Source organism: Halomonas ramblicola (assembly GCF_030409215.1).
Classification (GTDB): domain Bacteria; phylum Pseudomonadota; class Gammaproteobacteria; order Pseudomonadales; family Halomonadaceae; genus Halomonas; species Halomonas ramblicola.
Map to the genome: position 1 here is coordinate 76,546 of NZ_JAUFPL010000020.1, position 17,696 is coordinate 94,241.

Consider the following 17,696-nt stretch of genomic DNA (forward strand, 5'->3'; position numbering starts at 1 on the left):
ATTACTCTCCCTCAATGCGCACAAGGTAGTTGACCTTGTGGACCATGCCGCGGACGGCGGGGGTGTCTTCCAGTTCGACCGTGTGACCGATACGGCGCAGCCCCAGGCCCTTCATGGTGGCCTTGTGCTTGGGCAGGATGCCGATGGTGCTGCGGGTCTGGGTAACCTTGATCGTTGCTGCCATGGTGCTCACCCCGTGATCGCTTCGACGGACAGACCGCGCTTGGCGGCGATGTCATCCGGCGATTGCATGGCGGACAGGCCCTTGACGGTGGCCCGCACGACGTTCACCGGGTTGGTGGAGCCGTAGCACTTGGCCAGGACGTCGTGGACGCCAGCCAGCTCCAGCACGGAGCGCATGGCACCGCCGGCGATGATCCCGGTACCCTCGGAGGCGGGCTGCATGTACACCTTGGAGGCGCCGTGACGGGCCTTGACCGGGTACTGCAGGGTGCCGCCGCTGAGGTGCACCTTGACCATGTTGCGACGGGCCTGGTCCATGGCCTTCTGGATCGCGACCGGCACCTCGCGTGCCTTGCCGCGACCGAAGCCGACACGGCCCTTGCCATCGCCGACGACGGTCAGAGCGGTGAAGCCGAAGATACGGCCACCCTTGACCACCTTGGCGACACGGTTGACCTGCACCAGCTTTTCCTGCAGATCGCCGTTTTGCTGTTCGTTCTTCGCCATCGTAAAACCCTTTAGAATTCCAGGCCGCCTTCACGAGCGGCGTCGGCCAGGGCCTTGACGCGGCCATGGTACTTGAAACCGGCGCGATCGAAGGCTACCTGAGTGATGCCTGCTTCCTTAGCGCGTTCGGCAATCAGCGCGCCCACCTTGGCGGCGGCGTCGGCGTTGCCGGTCGCACCCTCGCGCAGGGCCTTGTCCAGCGTGGAAGCGCTGGCCAGGACCTTGCCACCATCCGGCGAGATGATCTGCGCATAGATGTGGCGGGGGGTACGGTTGACGCACAGGCGATACACGCCCAGCTCGCGGATCTTGGCGCGAGCGCGGCGGGCACGACGGAGACGAGATTCTTTCTTCGCGTTCATAACCCTGCCTTACTTCTTCTTGGCTTCTTTGCGACGCACCTGCTCGTCGGCGTACCGGACACCCTTGCCCTTGTAGGGCTCGGGCGGACGGAAGGCGCGGATTTCCGCAGCGACCTGGCCGAGCTTCTGCTTGTCCGCGCTCTTCAGCACGATCTGGGTGTTCTTGGGCGTTTCCGCCACGACACCCTCGGGCAGTTGGTAATCGACCGGGTGCGAGAAGCCCAGTGTAAGATTGAGCGTCTGGCCCTTTGCCTGGGCACGATAACCGACGCCGATGATTTCGAGGGACTTGGTGAAGCCTTCGCTCACGCCGGTGACCAGGTTCTGGACCAGGGCACGGGTGGTACCGGCCATGGCCCAGCTCTTGGCGACCTCGCTCGGGGCGAAGGTCAGTTGACCCTCTTCCTGACCGATCACCACGTCGGGGTGGATGGTCAGCGACAGCGTGCCCTGGCCGCCCTTGGCGGTCAGCTGGTCACCGTCGATCTTGATCTCGACGCCAGCGGGCACTTTTACCGGATATTTGGCTACGCGGGACATTCCAAACTCCTAGAATACGGTGCAGATGACTTCGCCACCGACACCGGCCTTGCGAGCCGCGCGGTCGGTCATCACCCCCTGGGAGGTGGTGACGATCGCGATCCCCAGGCCATCGGCGACCTTCGGCAGCGCGTCCTTGCCCTTGTAAGAGCGAAGGGACGGCTTGGACACGCGCTGCAGGTGCTCGATGACCGGCTTGCCCTCGAAGTACTTGAGGGTCACGGTCAGCTCGGGCTTGGTGCTTTCGGCCACCACGAAGTCGTTGATGTAGCCCTCTTCCTTCAGCACGCGGGCCACCTCGACCTTCAGCTTGGAGGACGGCATGGAGACCGTCTCCTTGGTGGCCATCTGCGCATTGCGGATACGGGTGAACATATCCGCCAGAGTGTCTTGCATGCTCATGTACGTTGCGCTCCTGATGTTTCTACGTGGCGTTACCAGCTGGACTTCTTGAGCCCGGGCACGTCGCCACGCATGGCGGCTTCACGCAGCTTGTTGCGGCCGAGGCCGAACTTGTTGTAGAAGCCGTGCGGACGGCCGGTGATACGGCAGCGGTTGCGCTGGCGCACCGGGCTCGAGTCGCGCGGCAGCTGCTGCAGCTTCAGCGTTGCCTCGAAGCGCTCTTCGTCGGAAGCGTTCACGTCCTGGATGATCGCCTTGAGCTGGGCACGCTTGGCGGCGTACTTGTCCACCAGCTTCGCGCGCTTCAGCTCACGCTCTACCATGCTTTTCTTTGCCATGATCCCACCCTTATTTCTTGAACGGGAAGTTCAGCGCGCTGAGCAGCGCGCGACCTTCTTCATCGGTGTCGGCGGTGGTGGTGATGGTGACATCCAGACCACGGATCCGGTCGATCTTATCATATTCGATCTCCGGGAAGATGATCTGCTCACGCACCCCCATCGAGTAGTTGCCACGACCGTCGAAGGACTTCGGGTTGAGACCACGGAAGTCACGAACGCGGGGGATCGCGATATTCACCAGGCGATCGAGGAAGTCCCACATGCGCTCGGAGCGCAGGGTCACCTTGATCCCGATCGGCCAGCCTTCACGCACCTTGAAGCCCGCGATGGACTTGCGTGCCTTGGTCACCATGGGCTTCTGACCGGACAGCTTCTCCAGGTCACCCATGGCGTTCTCGATCAGCTTCTTGTCGCTGGTCGCGTCGCCGATGCCCATGTTCAGGGTCACCTTGGTGATCCTGGGCACCTGCATCACGTTGGCGTAGCTGAACTGCTCTTTGAGTTGAGCCACCACCTCGTTCTGATAACGTTCTTTCAAGTTCGCCATTTTGCTACCCGACTCGCGTTAGGCGTCGATCTGCGTCTGCGTCGACTTGTAGATACGTACCTTGGTACCGTCTTCCTGAACCTGGAAGCCGACGCGATCCGCCTTTCCGGTCTCCTGGTTGAAGATGGCCACGTTTGACGCGTGAATCGGAGCCTCGCGCTCGACGATACCGCCCTGATTGCCCGCCATGGGGTTGGGCTTGGTGTGACGCTTGATCATGTTCACACCGGACACGACGAAGCGTTCGTCCTTGAGGACGCGCTTGACGGTGCCGCGCTTGCCCTTGTCCTTGCCGGCGATGACGACCACTTCATCGTCACGTTTGATCTTTTGCATATCCGCCTCGCTCCTTACAGCACTTCAGGCGCCAAGGAAATGATCTTCATGAACTTCTCGTTGCGAAGCTCACGGGTCACCGGCCCGAAGATACGGGTACCGATCGGCTGCTCGTTGGTGTTCTGCAACAGAACCGCCGCATTTCCGTCGAAGCGGATCAGCGAACCGTCGGAACGACGGACGCCACTACGGGTGCGAACCACCACCGCCTTGAGGACCTGGCCCTTCTTGACCTTGCCACGCGGAATGGCTTCCTTCACCGTGACCTTGATGATGTCGCCAACATGGGCGTAGCGGCGGTGAGAACCACCCAACACCTTGATGCACTGCACCCGGCGCGCCCCGCTGTTGTCGGCGACATCCAGCATTGTCTGAGTCTGAATCATCGGTTTTCTCCAAACCTAATCTGACTGCACTGGTTGACAGGCATGAGCCTCAGCCCTTGGCCTGCTCGACCACCTCGACCAGCGTCCAGGACTTCTTCCTGGACAGCGGACGGCACTCCTGGATGGAGACCGTGTCACCGGCCTTCGCCTGGTTGGCCTCGTCATGGGCGTGCAGCTTGGTGGAGCGCTTTACGTACTTGCCGTAGATCGGGTGGCGCTCACGGCGCTCGATCATCACGACGATGGACTTGTCCATCTTGTCGCTCACCACCTTGCCGGTGAGCGTACGGGCTTTCTTTTCTTCGGCCATCTCAGTCACCTGCCTTCTCGTTGAGCACAGTCTTCACCCGGGCGATGTCCCGACGAACCTGCTTGAGCAGATGAGTCTGGCTGAGCTGGCCGGTGGCCTTCTGCATGCGCAGGTTGAACTGCTCGCGGAGGAGTTCGAGGAGCTGCTCGTTGAGCTCGTCGACTGACTTTTCACGGATTTCCTGGGCTTTCATCACATCACCGTCCGTTTCACAAAGGTGGTGGAGACCGGGAACTTCTGGGCGGCCAGGGCGAACGCCTCGCGGGCCAGCTCCTCGGACACGCCTTCGATCTCGTAGAGGACCCTGCCGGGCTGGATCTGCGCGACCCAGTACTCGACGGAGCCCTTGCCCTTACCCATCCGGACTTCCAGCGGCTTCTTGGAAATCGGCTTGTCGGGGAAGACACGGATCCAGATCTTGCCGCCACGCTTGACGTGACGAGTGATGGCACGACGACCGGCCTCGATCTGGCGGGCGGTGATGCGACCACGGCCAGTGGCCTTCAGGCCATACTCGCCGAAGCTCACCTTGCTGCCGCGATGCGCCAGGCCACGGTTGCGGCCCTTCTGCATCTTGCGGAACTTCATGCGCTTGGGTTGTAACATCGACTCGCTCTCCCCTTACCTGGAACCTTTCTTCTTGGAGGGCGCGGCCTGCGGCTGTTTCGCCTTGGCGCGGACCTCTTCGATGCCCCCGAGGATTTCACCCTTGAAGACCCATACCTTGACACCGATGATGCCGTAGGTGGTCTTGGCCTCGTAGGTGGCGTAGTCGATGTCCGCACGCAGGGTGTGCAGCGGCACGCGACCTTCCCGGTACCACTCGGTGCGCGCGATCTCGGCGCCACCCAGGCGACCGGAGAGCTGCACCTTGATGCCGCCGGCGCCCAGGCGCATGGCGTTCTGCACCGCACGCTTCATGGCGCGACGGAACATCACGCGGCGCTCCAGCTGGCCGGCGATATTCTGGGCGACGAGCTGGGCGTCCAGCTCGGGCTTGCGCACTTCCTCGATGTTGACGTGCACGGGCACGCCCATCATCGCGGTGACCTCGCGACGCAGCCGATCGACGTCCTCGCCCTTCTTGCCGATCACGATGCCCGGACGGGCGGTGTGAATGGTGATGCGGGCGTTGTTGGCCGGACGCTCGATGTGAATGCGGCTCACGGAAGCGTTCTTGAGACGCTCCTCGAGGAAGCGACGCACTTCGAGGTCGTTGTTCAGCTTGTCGGCATAGGCGCCGCGCTCGGCGTACCAGACAGAGGTATGGTCCTTGACGATACCCAGTCGGATGCCTGTCGGATTGACTTTCTGACCCATCTGGTCGACTCCTACTTCTCGGCTACCTTGACGGTGATGTGGCAGGTGCGCTTCAAGATACGATCCGCGCGGCCCTTGGCACGCGGCTTGATACGCTTGAGCGTCATGCCCTCATCGACGCAGATGGTCGAGACACGCAGCTCGTCGATATCCATGCCGTTATTTTCTTCCGCGTTCGCGATGGCGGACTGCAGCACCTTCTTGACCAGCTTGGCAGCCTTCTTCGGTGAGAAGGTCAGCAGGTCCAGTGCTTCGGCGACCGGTTTACCGCGCACCTGGTCAGCCACCAAACGGGCCTTCTGGGCGGATAAACGAGCGCCACGCAGCTTAGCTGTGACTTCCATCTCTAATCCTCTCTGGCTTACCGTTTGGCTTTCTTGTCCGCCGCATGGCCGCGGTAGGTGCGGGTAGCAGCGAATTCGCCCAGCTTGTGGCCGACCATCTCCTCGGAGACGTGTACCGGCACATGCTGGCGACCGTTATGGACCGCAATGGTGAGCCCGACCATGTTGGGCAGGATCATGGAACGACGCGACCAGGTCTTGATCGGTTTGCGGTCGTTCTTTTCCACTGCAGCCTCAACCTTCTTCAGCAGATGAAGGTCGATAAAGGGACCTTTCTTCAGTGAACGTGGCACAGCCGTTACCTCTTAAAGTCTTGGCGTTTTCAATCAGTTCCGGGCCTTGCGGCGACGGACGATCAGCTTGTCGGTGCGCTTGTTCTTGCGGGTCTTGTGGCCCTTGGTGGGGATACCCCACGGGGTCACCGGGTGACGACCACCGCTGGTACGGCCTTCGCCGCCACCGTGCGGGTGATCCACCGGGTTCATGGCCACGCCGCGAACGGTCGGACGCACACCTCTCCAGCGCTTCGCACCGGCCTTGCCAAGCTGACGCAGGCTGTGCTCGGAGTTGCTCACTTCACCCAGGGTCGCGCGACACTCGGCCAGCACCTTGCGCATCTCGCCGGAGCGCAGGCGCAGGGTGGCGTAGTTGCCCTCGCGGGCGACCAACTGGGCGCTGGTACCGGCGCTGCGGGCGAGCTGGGCGCCCTTGCCGGGCTTGAGCTCGATGCAGTGCACGGTGGAACCCAGCGGGATGTTGCGCAGCGGCAGGGCGTTGCCCTTGCGGATCGCCGCGTTGACGCCGGACTCGAGACGGTCACCGGCACTCACGCCCTTGGGCGCGATGATGTAGCGACGTTCGCCATCGAGGTACTTGAGCAGCGCGATATGGGCGCTGCGGTTGGGATCGTACTCCAGGCGCTCGACGATGGCCGGGACGCCATCCTTGGTGCGCTTGAAGTCGATGATCCGGTAGTGCTGACGGTGACCACCGCCCACGTGGCGGGTGGTGATGCGACCGTGGTTGTTGCGTCCACCGCTGTGCGACTGCTTCTCGAGCAGGGCCGCGTAGGGCTTGCCCTTGTGCAGCTCGTCGCCGACGATCTTGACCAGGTGGCGGCGACCGGCGGATGTGGGTTTGGTCTTGACGATTGCCATTGTCCGTACTCCTGCCCTTATTCGGCGCCAGAGAAGTCTTCAAGGGTTTCGCCGGCGGCCAGCGTGACGTAGGCCTTGCGATACCCCTTGCGCTGACCCAGACCCTGCGCGGTGCGCTTGGTCTTGCCCTTCATGTTCAGCACCTGAACGCGATCGACCTTCTTGCCGAACAGGGCTTCGACGGCCTTCTTGATCTCGGGCTTGGTCGCGTCGCCGGCCACCTTGAACACGTACTGGTTGCGTTCGGCAGCCATGGCGGCCTTCTCGGTCACGTGCGGACCAAGCAGAACCTTGAATACACGCTCCTGGTTCATGCCAGCTTCTCCTCGAATTTGCGCAGGGCGGAGACGGTGACCAGCACCTTGTCGAAGGCGACCAGGCTCACCGGGTCGGCGGCGGCCACGTCCACCACATCCACGTTGGGGATGTTGCGGGCGGCCAGGTAGAGCTTCTCGTCGATCTCTTCGGTGACGATCAGCACCTTCTCCAGACCCAGCTCATCGAGCTTGGCGACCAGCTGCTTGGTCCTGGGTGCGTCGACGGTGATCTCCTCGACGGCCACCAGGCGCTCCTGGCGCACCAGCTCGGAGAGGATGGAGCGCATCGCCGCACGGTACATCTTGCGGTTGACCTTCTGGGTGTAGTCCTGGGGACGGGCCGCGAAGGTCACGCCGCCGCTGCGCCACAGCGGAGAGCGGATGGTACCGGCGCGGGCACGGCCGGTGCCCTTCTGGCGCCACGGCTTCTTGCCGCCGCCACGCACGTCGGAACGGTTCTTCTGGGCGCGGGTACCCTGGCGACCACCGGCCAGATAGGCGGTGACGACCTGGTGCACGAGCGCTTCATTGAATTCTTTGCCAAAGGTGGCGTCGGACACTTCGACGGTACCGGCGCCGGCAGCAAGATTCAGATTCATCGGTAAGCTCCCCTTCAGCCTGCTTTCACGGCGCTGCGCACGACGACGTCACTGCCGGTGGCGCCGGGCACGGCGCCCTTGACCAGCAGCAGGTTACGTTCGGCATCGACACGCACGACTTCGAGGCTCTGGACGGTGCAACGCACGTTGCCCATCTGGCCGGCCATCTTCTTGCCCTTGAACACGCGTCCCGGGGTCTGGCACATGCCGATGGAACCCGGCGCACGGTGGGCCAGGGAGTTACCGTGGCTGTTGTCCTGGGTGCGGAAGTTCCAGCGCTTGACGGCGCCCTGGAAGCCCTTGCCCTTGGAGGTGCCGGTCACGTCGATCAACTGACCAGCTTCGAAGAGGGATACGGTGAGTTCGCCGCCCACTTCCGGAGCCTCATCGCCTTCGGCGAGGCGGAACTCCATCAGCGAACGACCGGCCTCTACACCCGCCTTGGCGAACTGCCCGGCCTGGGCTTTCGCCAGGTGCTTGGCCTTGCGGGAGCCGGTTGTCACCTGCACCGCGGCGTAGCCGTCGCTCTCGACGGACTTCACGCGAGTCACGCGGTTGGGCTCAACCTCGATCACGGTCACGGGCACGGATGCGCCGTCTTCGGTGAAGACGCGGGTCATCCCGGCCTTCTTACCGACCAAACCGATAGTCATTCTCAGTCTCCTATAGTGTACGGGGCTATCACCCGCTATGGCTGCCCTTTCCAGAGCATTCCACTAGCACGTTGTGTAGCGCCTCACGGCGCGGCGGCTGCTGCTCGGGCGTCTCGCCGAGCGCTGGGCCGCGGTGTCTAGTGTGGTATCAGTCGAGCTTGATCTGCACGTCCACGCCGGCGGCGAGGTCGAGCTTCATCAGGGCATCAACGGTCTTCTCGGTGGGCTCGACGATATCGAGCACCCGCTTGTGCGTGCGAATCTCGTACTGGTCGCGCGCGTCCTTGTTGACGTGCGGCGAGATCAGCACGGTATACCGCTCGCGATTGGTCGGCAGAGGAATCGGACCACGAACCTGGGCGCCGGTACGCTTGGCGGTTTCCACGATCTCCGCAGCGGACTGGTCGATCAGGCGATGGTCGAAGGCCTTCAACCGAATGCGAATCTTCTGGTTCTGCATTTGCCCTAAACTCCAATGGATCTCGACGGCGCGAGCCGTCTACCCACGCATTCAAAGGATGCGCATTATAGGCGCGCCGCAGATGAGTGTCAAACACTCCCCGCGGTGCGCAGAAAGGGGGCTCCTCGCGGAGCCCCCTTCGATCATTCGAGCGGCTTGCGCTTACTCGACGATCTTGGCCACGACGCCGGCGCCGACGGTACGACCGCCTTCACGAACGGCGAAACGCAGGCCTTCGTCCATGGCGATCGGGGCGATCAGGGTGACGACCATCTTGACGTTGTCGCCCGGCATGACCATCTCCACGCCTTCCGGCAGCTCACAGGTACCAGTCACGTCGGTGGTGCGGAAGTAGAACTGCGGACGGTAGCCCTTGAAGAAGGGAGTGTGACGACCACCCTCTTCCTTGGACAGCACGTACACCTCGGCCTCGAAGACGGTGTGCGGGGTGATGGTGCCCGGCTTGGCCAGGACCTGACCACGCTCGACATCGTCACGCTTGGTGCCGCGCAGCAGGGCGCCGATGTTCTCGCCGGCACGACCTTCGTCGAGCAGCTTGCGGAACATCTCGACACCGGTCACCACGGTCTTGGTGGTGTCCTTCAGACCCACGATCTCGATCTCTTCGCCGGCCTTGATGATGCCGCGCTCGACACGACCGGTGACCACGGTACCGCGGCCGGAGATGGAGAAGACGTCCTCGATCGGCATCAGGAACGGCTGATCGATGGCGCGCTCCGGCTCGGGGATGTAGTCGTCCAGGGCCTTGATCAGGTTGGCAACGGCGGTGGTGCCCATGCCGTTGTCGTCCTTGCCTTCCAGGGCCATCAGGGCGGAGCCGGTGATGATCGGGGTGTCGTCACCCGGGAAGTCGTACTCGTTGAGGAGTTCGCGCACTTCCATCTCGACCAGCTCGAGCAGCTCCTCGTCGTCGACCATGTCGGCCTTGTTGAGGAACACGACGATGTACGGCACGCCGACCTGGCGGGACAGCAGGATGTGCTCGCGGGTCTGCGGCATGGGGCCGTCGGCGGCGGAGCACACCAGGATGGCGCCGTCCATCTGCGCCGCACCGGTGATCATGTTCTTCACGTAGTCGGCGTGCCCGGGGCAGTCCACGTGGGCGTAGTGACGGTCCTCGGACTGGTACTCCACGTGAGAGGTGGCGATGGTGATACCACGCTCACGCTCTTCCGGGGCGTTGTCGATGGAGTCGAACTCGCGCCAGTCACCACCGAACACCTCGGCGGAAACGCGGGTCAGGGCCGCAGTCAGGGTGGTCTTGCCGTGGTCGACGTGACCGATGGTGCCGACGTTGACGTGCGGTTTGGAACGTTCGAATTTTTCCTTAGCCACTGCTTTAACCTCTTTACGTTAGCTAACGGTTAACCGTTCTGGTTGATGACGGCTTCAACGACGCTGGACGGCGCCTCTTCGTAATCCGCAAACTCCATGACGTAGCTTGCGCGGCCCTGGGTCTGAGAACGCAGATCGGTCGCGTAACCGAACATCTCAGCCAACGGAACCCGGGCGCGGATGATCTTGCCGGAGGGCGAGTCATCCATGCCCGACACCAGGCCGCGACGGCGGTTCAGGTCGCCCATGACGTCACCCATGAACTCCTCGGGCGTCACGACCTCGACCTTCATCACCGGCTCCAGCAGCACGGCCTTGGCCTTCTTGGCACCTTCTTTGATCGCCATGGAAGAAGCGACCTTGAACGCGGTCTCGTTGGAGTCCACGTCGTGGTAGGAGCCATCGTACAGCGTAACCTTGACGTCGATCATCGGGTAGCCCGCGATGACACCGTTCTGCAGCTGCTCGTAGGCCCCTTTCTCGACGGCCGGCACGTATTCCTTGGGAACCACGCCGCCGACGATCTCGGAGGCGAATTTGAAGTGCATGTCTTCATCTTCGCCCTTGTCTTCCGCGGTGAGCGGCTCGATGCGCAGGTGGACGTGGCCGTACTGGCCGCGACCGCCGGACTGGCGCACGAACTTGCCTTCCTGCTCGACGCTCTTCTTGATGGTCTCGCGGTAGGCGACCTGCGGCTTGCCGATGTTGGCCTCGACCTTGAACTCGCGACGCATGCGGTCGACGATGATGTCGAGGTGCAGCTCGCCCATGCCGGAGATGATGGTCTGGCCGGTCTCCTCGTCGGTGCGCACCTGGAAGGAGGGGTCCTCCTGGGCCAGCTTGCCCAGGGCCACGCCCATCTTCTCCTGGTCGGCCTTGGACTTCGGCTCCACGGCCACCGAGATCACCGGATCGGGGAACTCCATGCGCTCCAGCACGATCTTGTTGTCCGGGTCGCACAGGGTGTCACCGGTGGTGACGTCCTTGAGGCCGATGCAGGCGGCGATGTCGCCGGCGCGCACTTCCTTGATCTCCTCGCGGGAGTTGGAGTGCATCTGCACGATACGGCCGACGCGCTCCTTCTTCTGCTTGACGGAGTTGTAGACGCTGTCGCCGGAGTTGAGCACGCCGGAGTAGACCCGGATGAAGGTCAGGGTGCCGACGAAGGGGTCGGTGGCGATCTTGAAGGCCAGGGCGGCGAAGGGGGCGCTGTCGTCGGCCTCACGGGTCGCGATGGTGCCGTCCTTGTCGTCCAGCTCACCCTCGATGGCCTTGACCTCGGTGGGCGACGGCATGTACTCGATGACGCCATCCAGCACCGCCTGCACGCCCTTGTTCTTGAAGGCGCTGCCGCAGGTGACCAGGACGATCTCGTTGTCCAGGGTGCGGCGACGCAGGCCGGCCTTGATGTCCTCGATGGAGAGCTCGCCCTCCTCGAGGTACTTGTCCATCAGCTCTTCGGAGGCTTCGGCGGCGGCCTCGACCATCTGCTCGCGGTATTCCTCGGCGGTCTCCTGGAGCTCCGCGGGGATGTCCACGAGGTCGTAGTTCATGCCGAGGTTCTCCTCGTCCCAGAGGATCGCCTTCATCTGGATCAGGTCGATGACGCCCTTGAACTCGTCCTCGGTGCCCCAGTTGATCTGGATCGGCACGGCGTTGGCACCCAGCTTGCTCTTGAGCTGGTCGACCACCATGAAGAAGTCGGCGCCGGTACGGTCCATCTTGTTGACGAATACCATGCGCGGGACTTCGTACTTGTTGGCCTGGCGCCAGACGGTCTCGGTCTGGGGCTGCACGCCGGAGCTGCCGCACAGCACCACCACGGCCCCGTCGAGGACACGCAGGGAGCGCTCCACCTCGATGGTGAAGTCGACGTGTCCGGGGGTGTCGATGATGTTGATGCGGTGCTCGTCGAACTGCTTGTTCATGCCCTGCCAGAAGCAGGTGGTCGCCGCGGAGGTGATGGTGATACCGCGCTCCTGCTCCTGCTCCATCCAGTCCATGGTGGCGGCGCCATCATGGACCTCACCGACCTTGTGGGAGAGGCCGGTGTAGAAGAGGACACGCTCGGTCGTGGTGGTCTTGCCGGCGTCGACGTGAGCCACGATACCGATGTTGCGGTAGCGCTTGAGCGGAGTCTTGCGTGGCACGATGGAATTCTCCATTGCTGTGAAGCGCCGCCCGCGGGGGGCGGCCCTTCGTGTATGGAACTCGTCGTCTGAAGCGGCGTGCTTAGAAACGGTAGTGGGAGAAGGCCTTGTTGGCCTCCGCCATGCGATGCACGTCTTCACGCTTCTTGACGGCCGCGCCCTTGCCCTCGGCGGCATCCAGCATCTCGCCGGCCAGGCGCTGCACCATGGTCTTCTCGCCACGACGACGGGCGGCATCCACCAGCCAGCGCATGGCCAGCGCCTGGCGACGCGAGGGACGAACCTCCACGGGCACCTGATAGGTCGCGCCGCCGACGCGGCGGGACTTCACCTCGACCATGGGCTGGATGGTCTCCAGCGCCTTGTCGAAGATCTCCAGCGGCTCTTCGTTACTGCGCTCGGCAACCCTGTCCAGCGCACCATAGACGATGCGCTCAGCTACGGACTTCTTGCCGCTGACCATCAGGTGGTTCATGAACTTCGCCAGGCGCTCGCTTCCGAACTTGGGATCCGGCAGGATCTCGCGCTTGGCCGCAACTCTTCTTCTAGGCATGATAAGCCCTCTGTTGAAGGGTCCTTCAGGTAAACCCGGGACTCTCGCCGACGGCGACGCCCGACCTTACTCTTATCAGACCGGTATCAAATTCCGATGAAACTCTCGTCCCGGGTCGATCAGACCTTGGGACGCTTGGCGCCGTACTTGGAACGGCCCTGCTTGCGGTTCTGCACGCCGGAGGTGTCCAGGGCGCCGCGCACGGTGTGGTAACGCACACCGGGCAGGTCCTTGACACGGCCGCCGCGGATCAGGACCACGGAGTGCTCCTGCAGGTTGTGACCTTCACCACCGATGTAGGAAGAGACCTCGTAGCCGTTGGTCAGGCGCACGCGGCAGACCTTACGCAGGGCCGAGTTGGGCTTCTTCGGGGTGGTGGTGTAGACGCGGGTGCAGACGCCGCGCTTCTGCGGGCAGGCCTGCAGCGCCGGCACGTCGCTCTTGGCGGCCTGGCGCTTGCGCGGCTTGCGCACGAGCTGATTGATCGTTGCCATGGTGTGTAGCTGACTCCAATGGGTTGCCTTGCCTTCACAGCGGTGCAGGCGCACCCGCCCCACTGTTAAAGGCTGCGCATTCTAATGGCTGACGCCGCTGGCCGTCAAGCCTGACGCCCCGCCATGCGGGGCGTCAGGCACGGCGCGGGTCAGATCTCCTCGTCGTCCGAATCCAGCGCGGTGAGCTGGGCGCCCAGCTCCTGCTCGACGTCGTAGGCCGACGGCGTGAGCAGGCGCTCGGCGTCTTCGCGCTTGCGGCGACGCTCGGCGTGGTGGGTCAGGCCGGTACCGGCCGGGATCAGGCGTCCCACCACCACGTTCTCCTTCAGGCCGCGCAGGTAGTCGCGCTTGCCGGTCACCGCCGCCTCGGTCAGCACCCGCGTGGTCTCCTGGAAGGAGGCCGCGGAGATGAACGACTCGGTGGCCAGGCTGGCCTTGGTGATGCCCAGCAGTACCCGCTGGTACTTGGCCGGGAACCTCTCGCCCTTCTCGAGGCGGGCATTCTCCTCCAGCACCCGCACCAGTTCGACCTGGTCGCCGGGGATGAAGTCGGAATCGCCCGAATCGGTGATCTCCACCTTGCGCAGCATCTGACGCACGATCACCTCGATGTGCTTGTCGTTGATGCCCACGCCCTGGAGGCGGTAGACCTCCTGGATCTCGGCGGTGATATACTTGGCCAGCTCCGCCACGCCCAGCAGCCGCAGGATGTCGTGGGGGTTGCTGGGCCCGTCGGAGATCACCTCGCCCTTCTCGACGCTCTCGCCCTCGAAGACCGCGATCTGGCGCCACTTGGGGATCAGCATCTCGAAGGGATCGCCACCATCCTCCGGGGTGATGGCCAGGCGCCGCTTGCCCTTGGTCTCCTTGCCGAAGCTGATCACGCCGCTGACCTCGGCGAGAATCGACGGCTCCTTGGGCTTGCGAGCCTCGAAGAGGTCGGCCACCCGCGGCAGACCCCCGGTGATGTCCTTGTTGCCGGACGCCTCCACCGGGATGCGCGCCACGACCTCGCCGACGCCGATCTTCGAACCGTTATCGGCGGTGACGATCGCCTTGCCGGGCAGCAGGTACTGCACCGGGGTGTCCGAGCCACTGACGGTGACCGGGCTGCCGGCCTCGTCGGAGAGCAGGATCATCGGGCGCTTGTCGCGGCCGGCCATGGGACGCGCCGCCGCCTCGATCACCTCGATGGAGGACAGGCCGGTCATCTCGTCCACGCTGCGGTGGATGGTCAGGCCCTCGTCCATGTCGGCGTACTGCACGGTACCCTCGGCCTCGGCGACGATGGGGTGGGTGTGCGGGTCCCACTTGGCCACCGCCTGCCCGGCCTCGACGCTGTCGCCGTCGCGAACGTCCAGTTCGGCGCCGTAGGGCAGCTTGTAGTACTCGCGCTCGCGACCGTGCTCGTCGGCCAGTGCCAGGGCGCTGGAGCGGGATACCACCACCAGCTTGCCGTCGGCACGCTCGACGAACTTGATGTTGTGCAGGCGCACCTTGCCGCCGTGCTTGACCTGGACGCTGTCCACCGCGGAGGCCCGGGAGGCCGCACCGCCGATGTGGAAGGTCCGCATGGTCAGCTGGGTGCCCGGTTCGCCGATGGACTGGGCGGCGATCACACCCACCGCCTCGCCGATGTTGACCTGATGGCCGCGCGCCAGGTCACGACCGTAGCAGGCCGAGCAGACGCCGTGCGGGGTCTGGCAGCTGATGGCGCTGCGCACCACGATCTCGTCGACGCCCATGGTATCGAGCTCGGCGCACCACTTCTCGTCGAGCAGGGTATCGCGCGGGATCAGCACCTCCTCGGTGGCCGGATCGATGACGTCGCGCGCCACCACGCGCCCCAGCACGCGCTGGGCCAGGGAGACGATGATGTCGCCGCCCTCGATCACCGGGTGCAGGGTCAGGCCCTCCTCGGTGCCGCAGTCGGACTCGGTGATCACCATGTCCTGGGCCACATCCACCAGGCGACGGGTCAGGTAACCGGAGTTGGCGGTCTTGAGCGCCGTGTCCGCCAGCCCCTTCCGCGCGCCGTGGGTGGAGATGAAGTACTGCAGGACGTTGAGGCCCTCACGGAAGTTGGCGACGATCGGGGTCTCGATGATCGAGCCGTCCGGCTTGGCCATCAGGCCCCGCATGCCCGCCAGCTGGCGGATCTGGGCGGCGCTGCCCCGCGCCCCGGAGTCGGCCATGATGAACACGCTGTTGAAGGAGTCCTGCTCGACCTCGTTGCCCTCGCGGTCGGTGACGGTCTCCTTGGAGATGCCCGCCATCATGGACTTGGCCACCTGGTCGTTGGCGCGCGCCCAGATGTCGATCACCTTGTTGTACTTCTCGCCGGCGGTCACCAGGCCGGAGGAGAACTGGTCCTCGATCTCCTTCACCTCCTCCTCGGCGGCGTCGACGATCTCGGCCTTGGCATCGGGGATGACGAAATCGTTGACGCCGATGGAGGCGCCGGACCAGGTGGCCAGGCGGAAGCCGGTGTACATCAGCTGGTCGGCGAAGATCACCGTGGGCTTGAGGCCGGCACGACGATACACCTCGTTGAGCAGGTTGGAGATCGCCTTCTTCTTCATCGGCTTGTCCACCAGCTCGAAGGGCACCCCCTCGGGCAGGATGCGGAACAGCAGGGCACGCCCCACGGTGGTGTCGCGCAGCACCCGCCGGTGATGCCTCTCGCCGCTCTCCTCGTCGATGGTCACCTCGTCGAGGCGCACCTTGACCCGGGCGTGCAGCGCCACGTTCTGGGTGCCGAAGGCACGCTCCACCTCGTTGAGGTCGGAGAACACCATGCCTTCGCCCTTGTCGTTGATGCGCTCGCGGGTCATGTAGTAGAGCCCCAGCACCACGTCCTGGGAGGGCACGATGATCGGCTCGCCGTTGGCCGGCGACAGCACGTTGTTGGTGGCCATCATCAGCGCCCGGGCCTCGAGCTGGGCTTCCAGGGTCAGCGGCACGTGGACCGCCATCTGGTCACCGTCGAAGTCGGCGTTGTAGGCGGCACACACCAGCGGGTGCAGCTGGATCGCCTTGCCCTCGATGAGCAGCGGCTCGAAGGCCTGGATGCCCAGGCGGTGCAGGGTCGGGGCACGGTTGAGCAGCACCGGGTGCTCGCGGATGACCTCGGCGAGGATGTCCCATACCTCGGGCAGCTCGCGCTCGACCATCTTCTTGGCGGCCTTGATGGTGGACGCCTGGCCGTTGGCCTGCAGCTTGGAGTAGATGAACGGCTTGAACAGCTCCAGCGCCATCTTCTTGGGCAGGCCGCACTGGTGCAGGCGCAGGGTCGGGCCCACGGTGATCACCGAGCGGCCGGAGTAGTCGACGCGCTTGCCCAGCAGGTTCTGGCGGAAACGCCCCTGCTTGCCCTTGATCATGTCGGCCAGCGACTTCAGCGGGCGCTTGTTGGAACCGGTGATGGCCCGGCCGCGACGGCCATTGTCGAGCAGGGCGTCCACCGCCTCCTGCAGCATGCGCTTCTCGTTGCGCACGATGATATCCGGCGCATTGAGGTCGAGCAGCCGCTTGAGGCGGTTGTTGCGGTTGATCACCCGGCGATAGAGGTCGTTGAGGTCGGAGGTGGCGAAGCGGCCACCGTCCAGCGGCACCAGCGGACGCAGGTCCGGCGGCAGCACCGGCAGCACCTCCATGACCATCCACGCCGGCGCATTGCCGGAGTTGTGGAAGGCCTCCAGCAACTTGAGCCGCTTGGAGAGCTTCTTGATCTTGGTCTCGGAGTTGGTCTGGGGAATCTCCTCGCGCAGGCGATCGATCTCCTCGACCAGGTCGATGTCCTTGAGCAGCGCCTGGACGGCCTCGGCACCCATGCGCGCATCGAAGTCGTCGCCGAACTCCTCGAGGGCCTCGAAGTACTGTTCGTCGTTGAGCAGCTGGCCACGCTCCAGGGTGGTCATGCCCGGGTCGATGACCACGAAGCTCTCGAAGTAGAGCACGCGCTCGATGTCGCGCAGGGTCATGTCCAGGAACATGCCGATACGCGACGGCAGCGACTTGAGGAACCAGATGTGGGCGACCGGGCTGGCCAGCTCGATGTGACCCATGCGCTCGCGGCGCACGGCGGCCTTGGTGACCTCGACGCCACACTTCTCGCAGATGATGCCGCGGTGCTTCATGCGCTTGTACTTGCCGCACAGGCACTCGTAGTCCTTCACCGGGCCGAAGATCTTGGCGCAGAACAGGCCGTCACGCTCCGGCTTGAAGGTACGGTAGTTGATGGTCTCGGGCTTCTTGACCTCGCCGTAGGACCAGGAGCGGATCATGTCCGGCGACGCCAGCGTGATCTTGATCGCGTCGAACTCGTCGGACTGAGACTGCGATTTGAGGACTTTCACCAAATCTTTCATGGGGTCGGC

25 protein-coding genes are annotated in these 17,696 nt (G+C 64.0%); all 25 read right to left on the reverse strand.

Going from position 1 to position 17,696, the window contains the following annotated elements; genetic code table 11:
- Position 1 precedes the first annotated feature (1 nt).
- Positions 2 to 184 carry a 50S ribosomal protein L30 gene (gene rpmD, locus QWY80_RS08580; RefSeq protein ID WP_290230377.1) on the reverse strand — a complete coding sequence of 61 codons (183 nt, stop codon included), beginning with the start codon at positions 182 to 184 and terminating at the stop codon, positions 2 to 4.
- Positions 185 to 189: 5 nt separating this feature from the next.
- A complete protein-coding gene (gene rpsE / locus QWY80_RS08585) occupies positions 190 to 690 on the reverse strand; it encodes a 30S ribosomal protein S5 (RefSeq protein WP_290230378.1) in 501 nt (166 codons plus the stop codon).
- A gap of 11 nt (positions 691 to 701) precedes the next feature.
- Entirely contained in the window at positions 702 to 1,052 is a 351-nt protein-coding gene (gene rplR, locus QWY80_RS08590) for a 50S ribosomal protein L18 (RefSeq protein ID WP_023007536.1), read from the reverse strand.
- A gap of 9 nt (positions 1,053 to 1,061) precedes the next feature.
- The gene (gene rplF, locus QWY80_RS08595) at positions 1,062 to 1,592 is read right to left on the reverse strand and encodes a 50S ribosomal protein L6 (RefSeq protein WP_290230380.1); all 531 of its coding nucleotides are present in this window, start codon (positions 1,590 to 1,592) and stop codon (positions 1,062 to 1,064) included.
- Between the two features lie 9 nt (positions 1,593 to 1,601).
- Positions 1,602 to 1,994, reverse strand: a complete 393-nt coding sequence (gene rpsH / locus QWY80_RS08600; RefSeq protein WP_290230382.1) for a 30S ribosomal protein S8 — start codon at positions 1,992 to 1,994, stop codon at positions 1,602 to 1,604.
- Between the two features lie 32 nt (positions 1,995 to 2,026).
- Positions 2,027 to 2,332 carry a 30S ribosomal protein S14 gene (rpsN, locus tag QWY80_RS08605; protein ID WP_290230384.1) on the reverse strand — a complete coding sequence of 102 codons (306 nt, stop codon included), beginning with the start codon at positions 2,330 to 2,332 and terminating at the stop codon, positions 2,027 to 2,029.
- Between the two features lie 10 nt (positions 2,333 to 2,342).
- Positions 2,343 to 2,882: a 50S ribosomal protein L5 gene (gene rplE, locus QWY80_RS08610; protein WP_290230385.1), complete on the reverse strand. Its 540-nt coding sequence runs from the start codon at positions 2,880 to 2,882 to the stop codon at positions 2,343 to 2,345.
- Between the two features lie 18 nt (positions 2,883 to 2,900).
- Complete coding sequence (gene rplX, locus QWY80_RS08615; RefSeq protein WP_290230386.1) at positions 2,901 to 3,218, reverse strand: 50S ribosomal protein L24; 318 nt, start codon at positions 3,216 to 3,218, stop codon at positions 2,901 to 2,903.
- Positions 3,219 to 3,232: 14 nt separating this feature from the next.
- Positions 3,233 to 3,604, reverse strand: a complete 372-nt coding sequence (gene rplN / locus QWY80_RS08620) for a 50S ribosomal protein L14 (RefSeq protein ID WP_290230387.1) — start codon at positions 3,602 to 3,604, stop codon at positions 3,233 to 3,235.
- 49 nt (positions 3,605 to 3,653) lie between these two features.
- Positions 3,654 to 3,914 carry a 30S ribosomal protein S17 gene (gene rpsQ, locus QWY80_RS08625; protein WP_290230388.1) on the reverse strand — a complete coding sequence of 87 codons (261 nt, stop codon included), beginning with the start codon at positions 3,912 to 3,914 and terminating at the stop codon, positions 3,654 to 3,656.
- Between the two features lies 1 nt (position 3,915).
- Positions 3,916 to 4,107, reverse strand: a complete 192-nt coding sequence (rpmC, locus tag QWY80_RS08630; RefSeq protein ID WP_102588121.1) for a 50S ribosomal protein L29 — start codon at positions 4,105 to 4,107, stop codon at positions 3,916 to 3,918.
- Positions 4,107 to 4,520 (reverse strand): 50S ribosomal protein L16, encoded by a 414-nt coding sequence (rplP, locus tag QWY80_RS08635; protein ID WP_290230390.1) that lies wholly within the window; start codon positions 4,518 to 4,520, stop codon positions 4,107 to 4,109. Before rplP ends, rpmC begins: the two co-directional genes overlap by 1 nt.
- A 15-nt stretch (positions 4,521 to 4,535) precedes the next feature.
- On the reverse strand, positions 4,536 to 5,234 hold the full coding sequence (rpsC, locus tag QWY80_RS08640; RefSeq protein WP_290230391.1) for a 30S ribosomal protein S3: 699 nt from the start codon (positions 5,232 to 5,234) through the stop codon (positions 4,536 to 4,538).
- 11 nt (positions 5,235 to 5,245) lie between these two features.
- A complete protein-coding gene (rplV, locus tag QWY80_RS08645) occupies positions 5,246 to 5,578 on the reverse strand; it encodes a 50S ribosomal protein L22 (RefSeq protein WP_010626471.1) in 333 nt (110 codons plus the stop codon).
- Between the two features lie 17 nt (positions 5,579 to 5,595).
- Positions 5,596 to 5,871 carry a 30S ribosomal protein S19 gene (gene rpsS / locus QWY80_RS08650; protein ID WP_009098993.1) on the reverse strand — a complete coding sequence of 92 codons (276 nt, stop codon included), beginning with the start codon at positions 5,869 to 5,871 and terminating at the stop codon, positions 5,596 to 5,598.
- Positions 5,872 to 5,904: 33 nt separating this feature from the next.
- Positions 5,905 to 6,735 carry a 50S ribosomal protein L2 gene (rplB, locus tag QWY80_RS08655; protein ID WP_290230393.1) on the reverse strand — a complete coding sequence of 277 codons (831 nt, stop codon included), beginning with the start codon at positions 6,733 to 6,735 and terminating at the stop codon, positions 5,905 to 5,907.
- Between the two features lie 17 nt (positions 6,736 to 6,752).
- A complete protein-coding gene (gene rplW, locus QWY80_RS08660) occupies positions 6,753 to 7,049 on the reverse strand; it encodes a 50S ribosomal protein L23 (protein WP_290230394.1) in 297 nt (98 codons plus the stop codon).
- Positions 7,046 to 7,651, reverse strand: coding sequence for a 50S ribosomal protein L4 (gene rplD / locus QWY80_RS08665; RefSeq protein ID WP_290230395.1), 606 nt, complete (start codon positions 7,649 to 7,651; stop codon positions 7,046 to 7,048). Before rplD ends, rplW begins: the two co-directional genes overlap by 4 nt.
- Positions 7,652 to 7,665: 14 nt before the next feature.
- The gene (gene rplC / locus QWY80_RS08670) at positions 7,666 to 8,304 is read right to left on the reverse strand and encodes a 50S ribosomal protein L3 (RefSeq protein ID WP_290230396.1); all 639 of its coding nucleotides are present in this window, start codon (positions 8,302 to 8,304) and stop codon (positions 7,666 to 7,668) included.
- Positions 8,305 to 8,452: 148 nt separating this feature from the next.
- Positions 8,453 to 8,764 carry a 30S ribosomal protein S10 gene (rpsJ, locus tag QWY80_RS08675; RefSeq protein ID WP_021819602.1) on the reverse strand — a complete coding sequence of 104 codons (312 nt, stop codon included), beginning with the start codon at positions 8,762 to 8,764 and terminating at the stop codon, positions 8,453 to 8,455.
- A gap of 162 nt (positions 8,765 to 8,926) precedes the next feature.
- Positions 8,927 to 10,120, reverse strand: a complete 1,194-nt coding sequence (gene tuf / locus QWY80_RS08680) for an elongation factor Tu (protein ID WP_290230397.1) — start codon at positions 10,118 to 10,120, stop codon at positions 8,927 to 8,929.
- 29 nt (positions 10,121 to 10,149) lie between these two features.
- Positions 10,150 to 12,270, reverse strand: a complete 2,121-nt coding sequence (gene fusA, locus QWY80_RS08685) for an elongation factor G (RefSeq protein WP_290230398.1) — start codon at positions 12,268 to 12,270, stop codon at positions 10,150 to 10,152.
- A gap of 82 nt (positions 12,271 to 12,352) precedes the next feature.
- Positions 12,353 to 12,823, reverse strand: coding sequence for a 30S ribosomal protein S7 (gene rpsG, locus QWY80_RS08690; RefSeq protein ID WP_290230399.1), 471 nt, complete (start codon positions 12,821 to 12,823; stop codon positions 12,353 to 12,355).
- A 119-nt stretch (positions 12,824 to 12,942) separates the two neighbouring features.
- Positions 12,943 to 13,317 carry a 30S ribosomal protein S12 gene (rpsL, locus tag QWY80_RS08695; protein WP_290230400.1) on the reverse strand — a complete coding sequence of 125 codons (375 nt, stop codon included), beginning with the start codon at positions 13,315 to 13,317 and terminating at the stop codon, positions 12,943 to 12,945.
- 149 nt (positions 13,318 to 13,466) lie between these two features.
- Entirely contained in the window at positions 13,467 to 17,687 is a 4,221-nt protein-coding gene (gene rpoC, locus QWY80_RS08700) for a DNA-directed RNA polymerase subunit beta' (protein WP_290230401.1), read from the reverse strand.
- Positions 17,688 to 17,696: the final 9 nt, after the last annotated feature.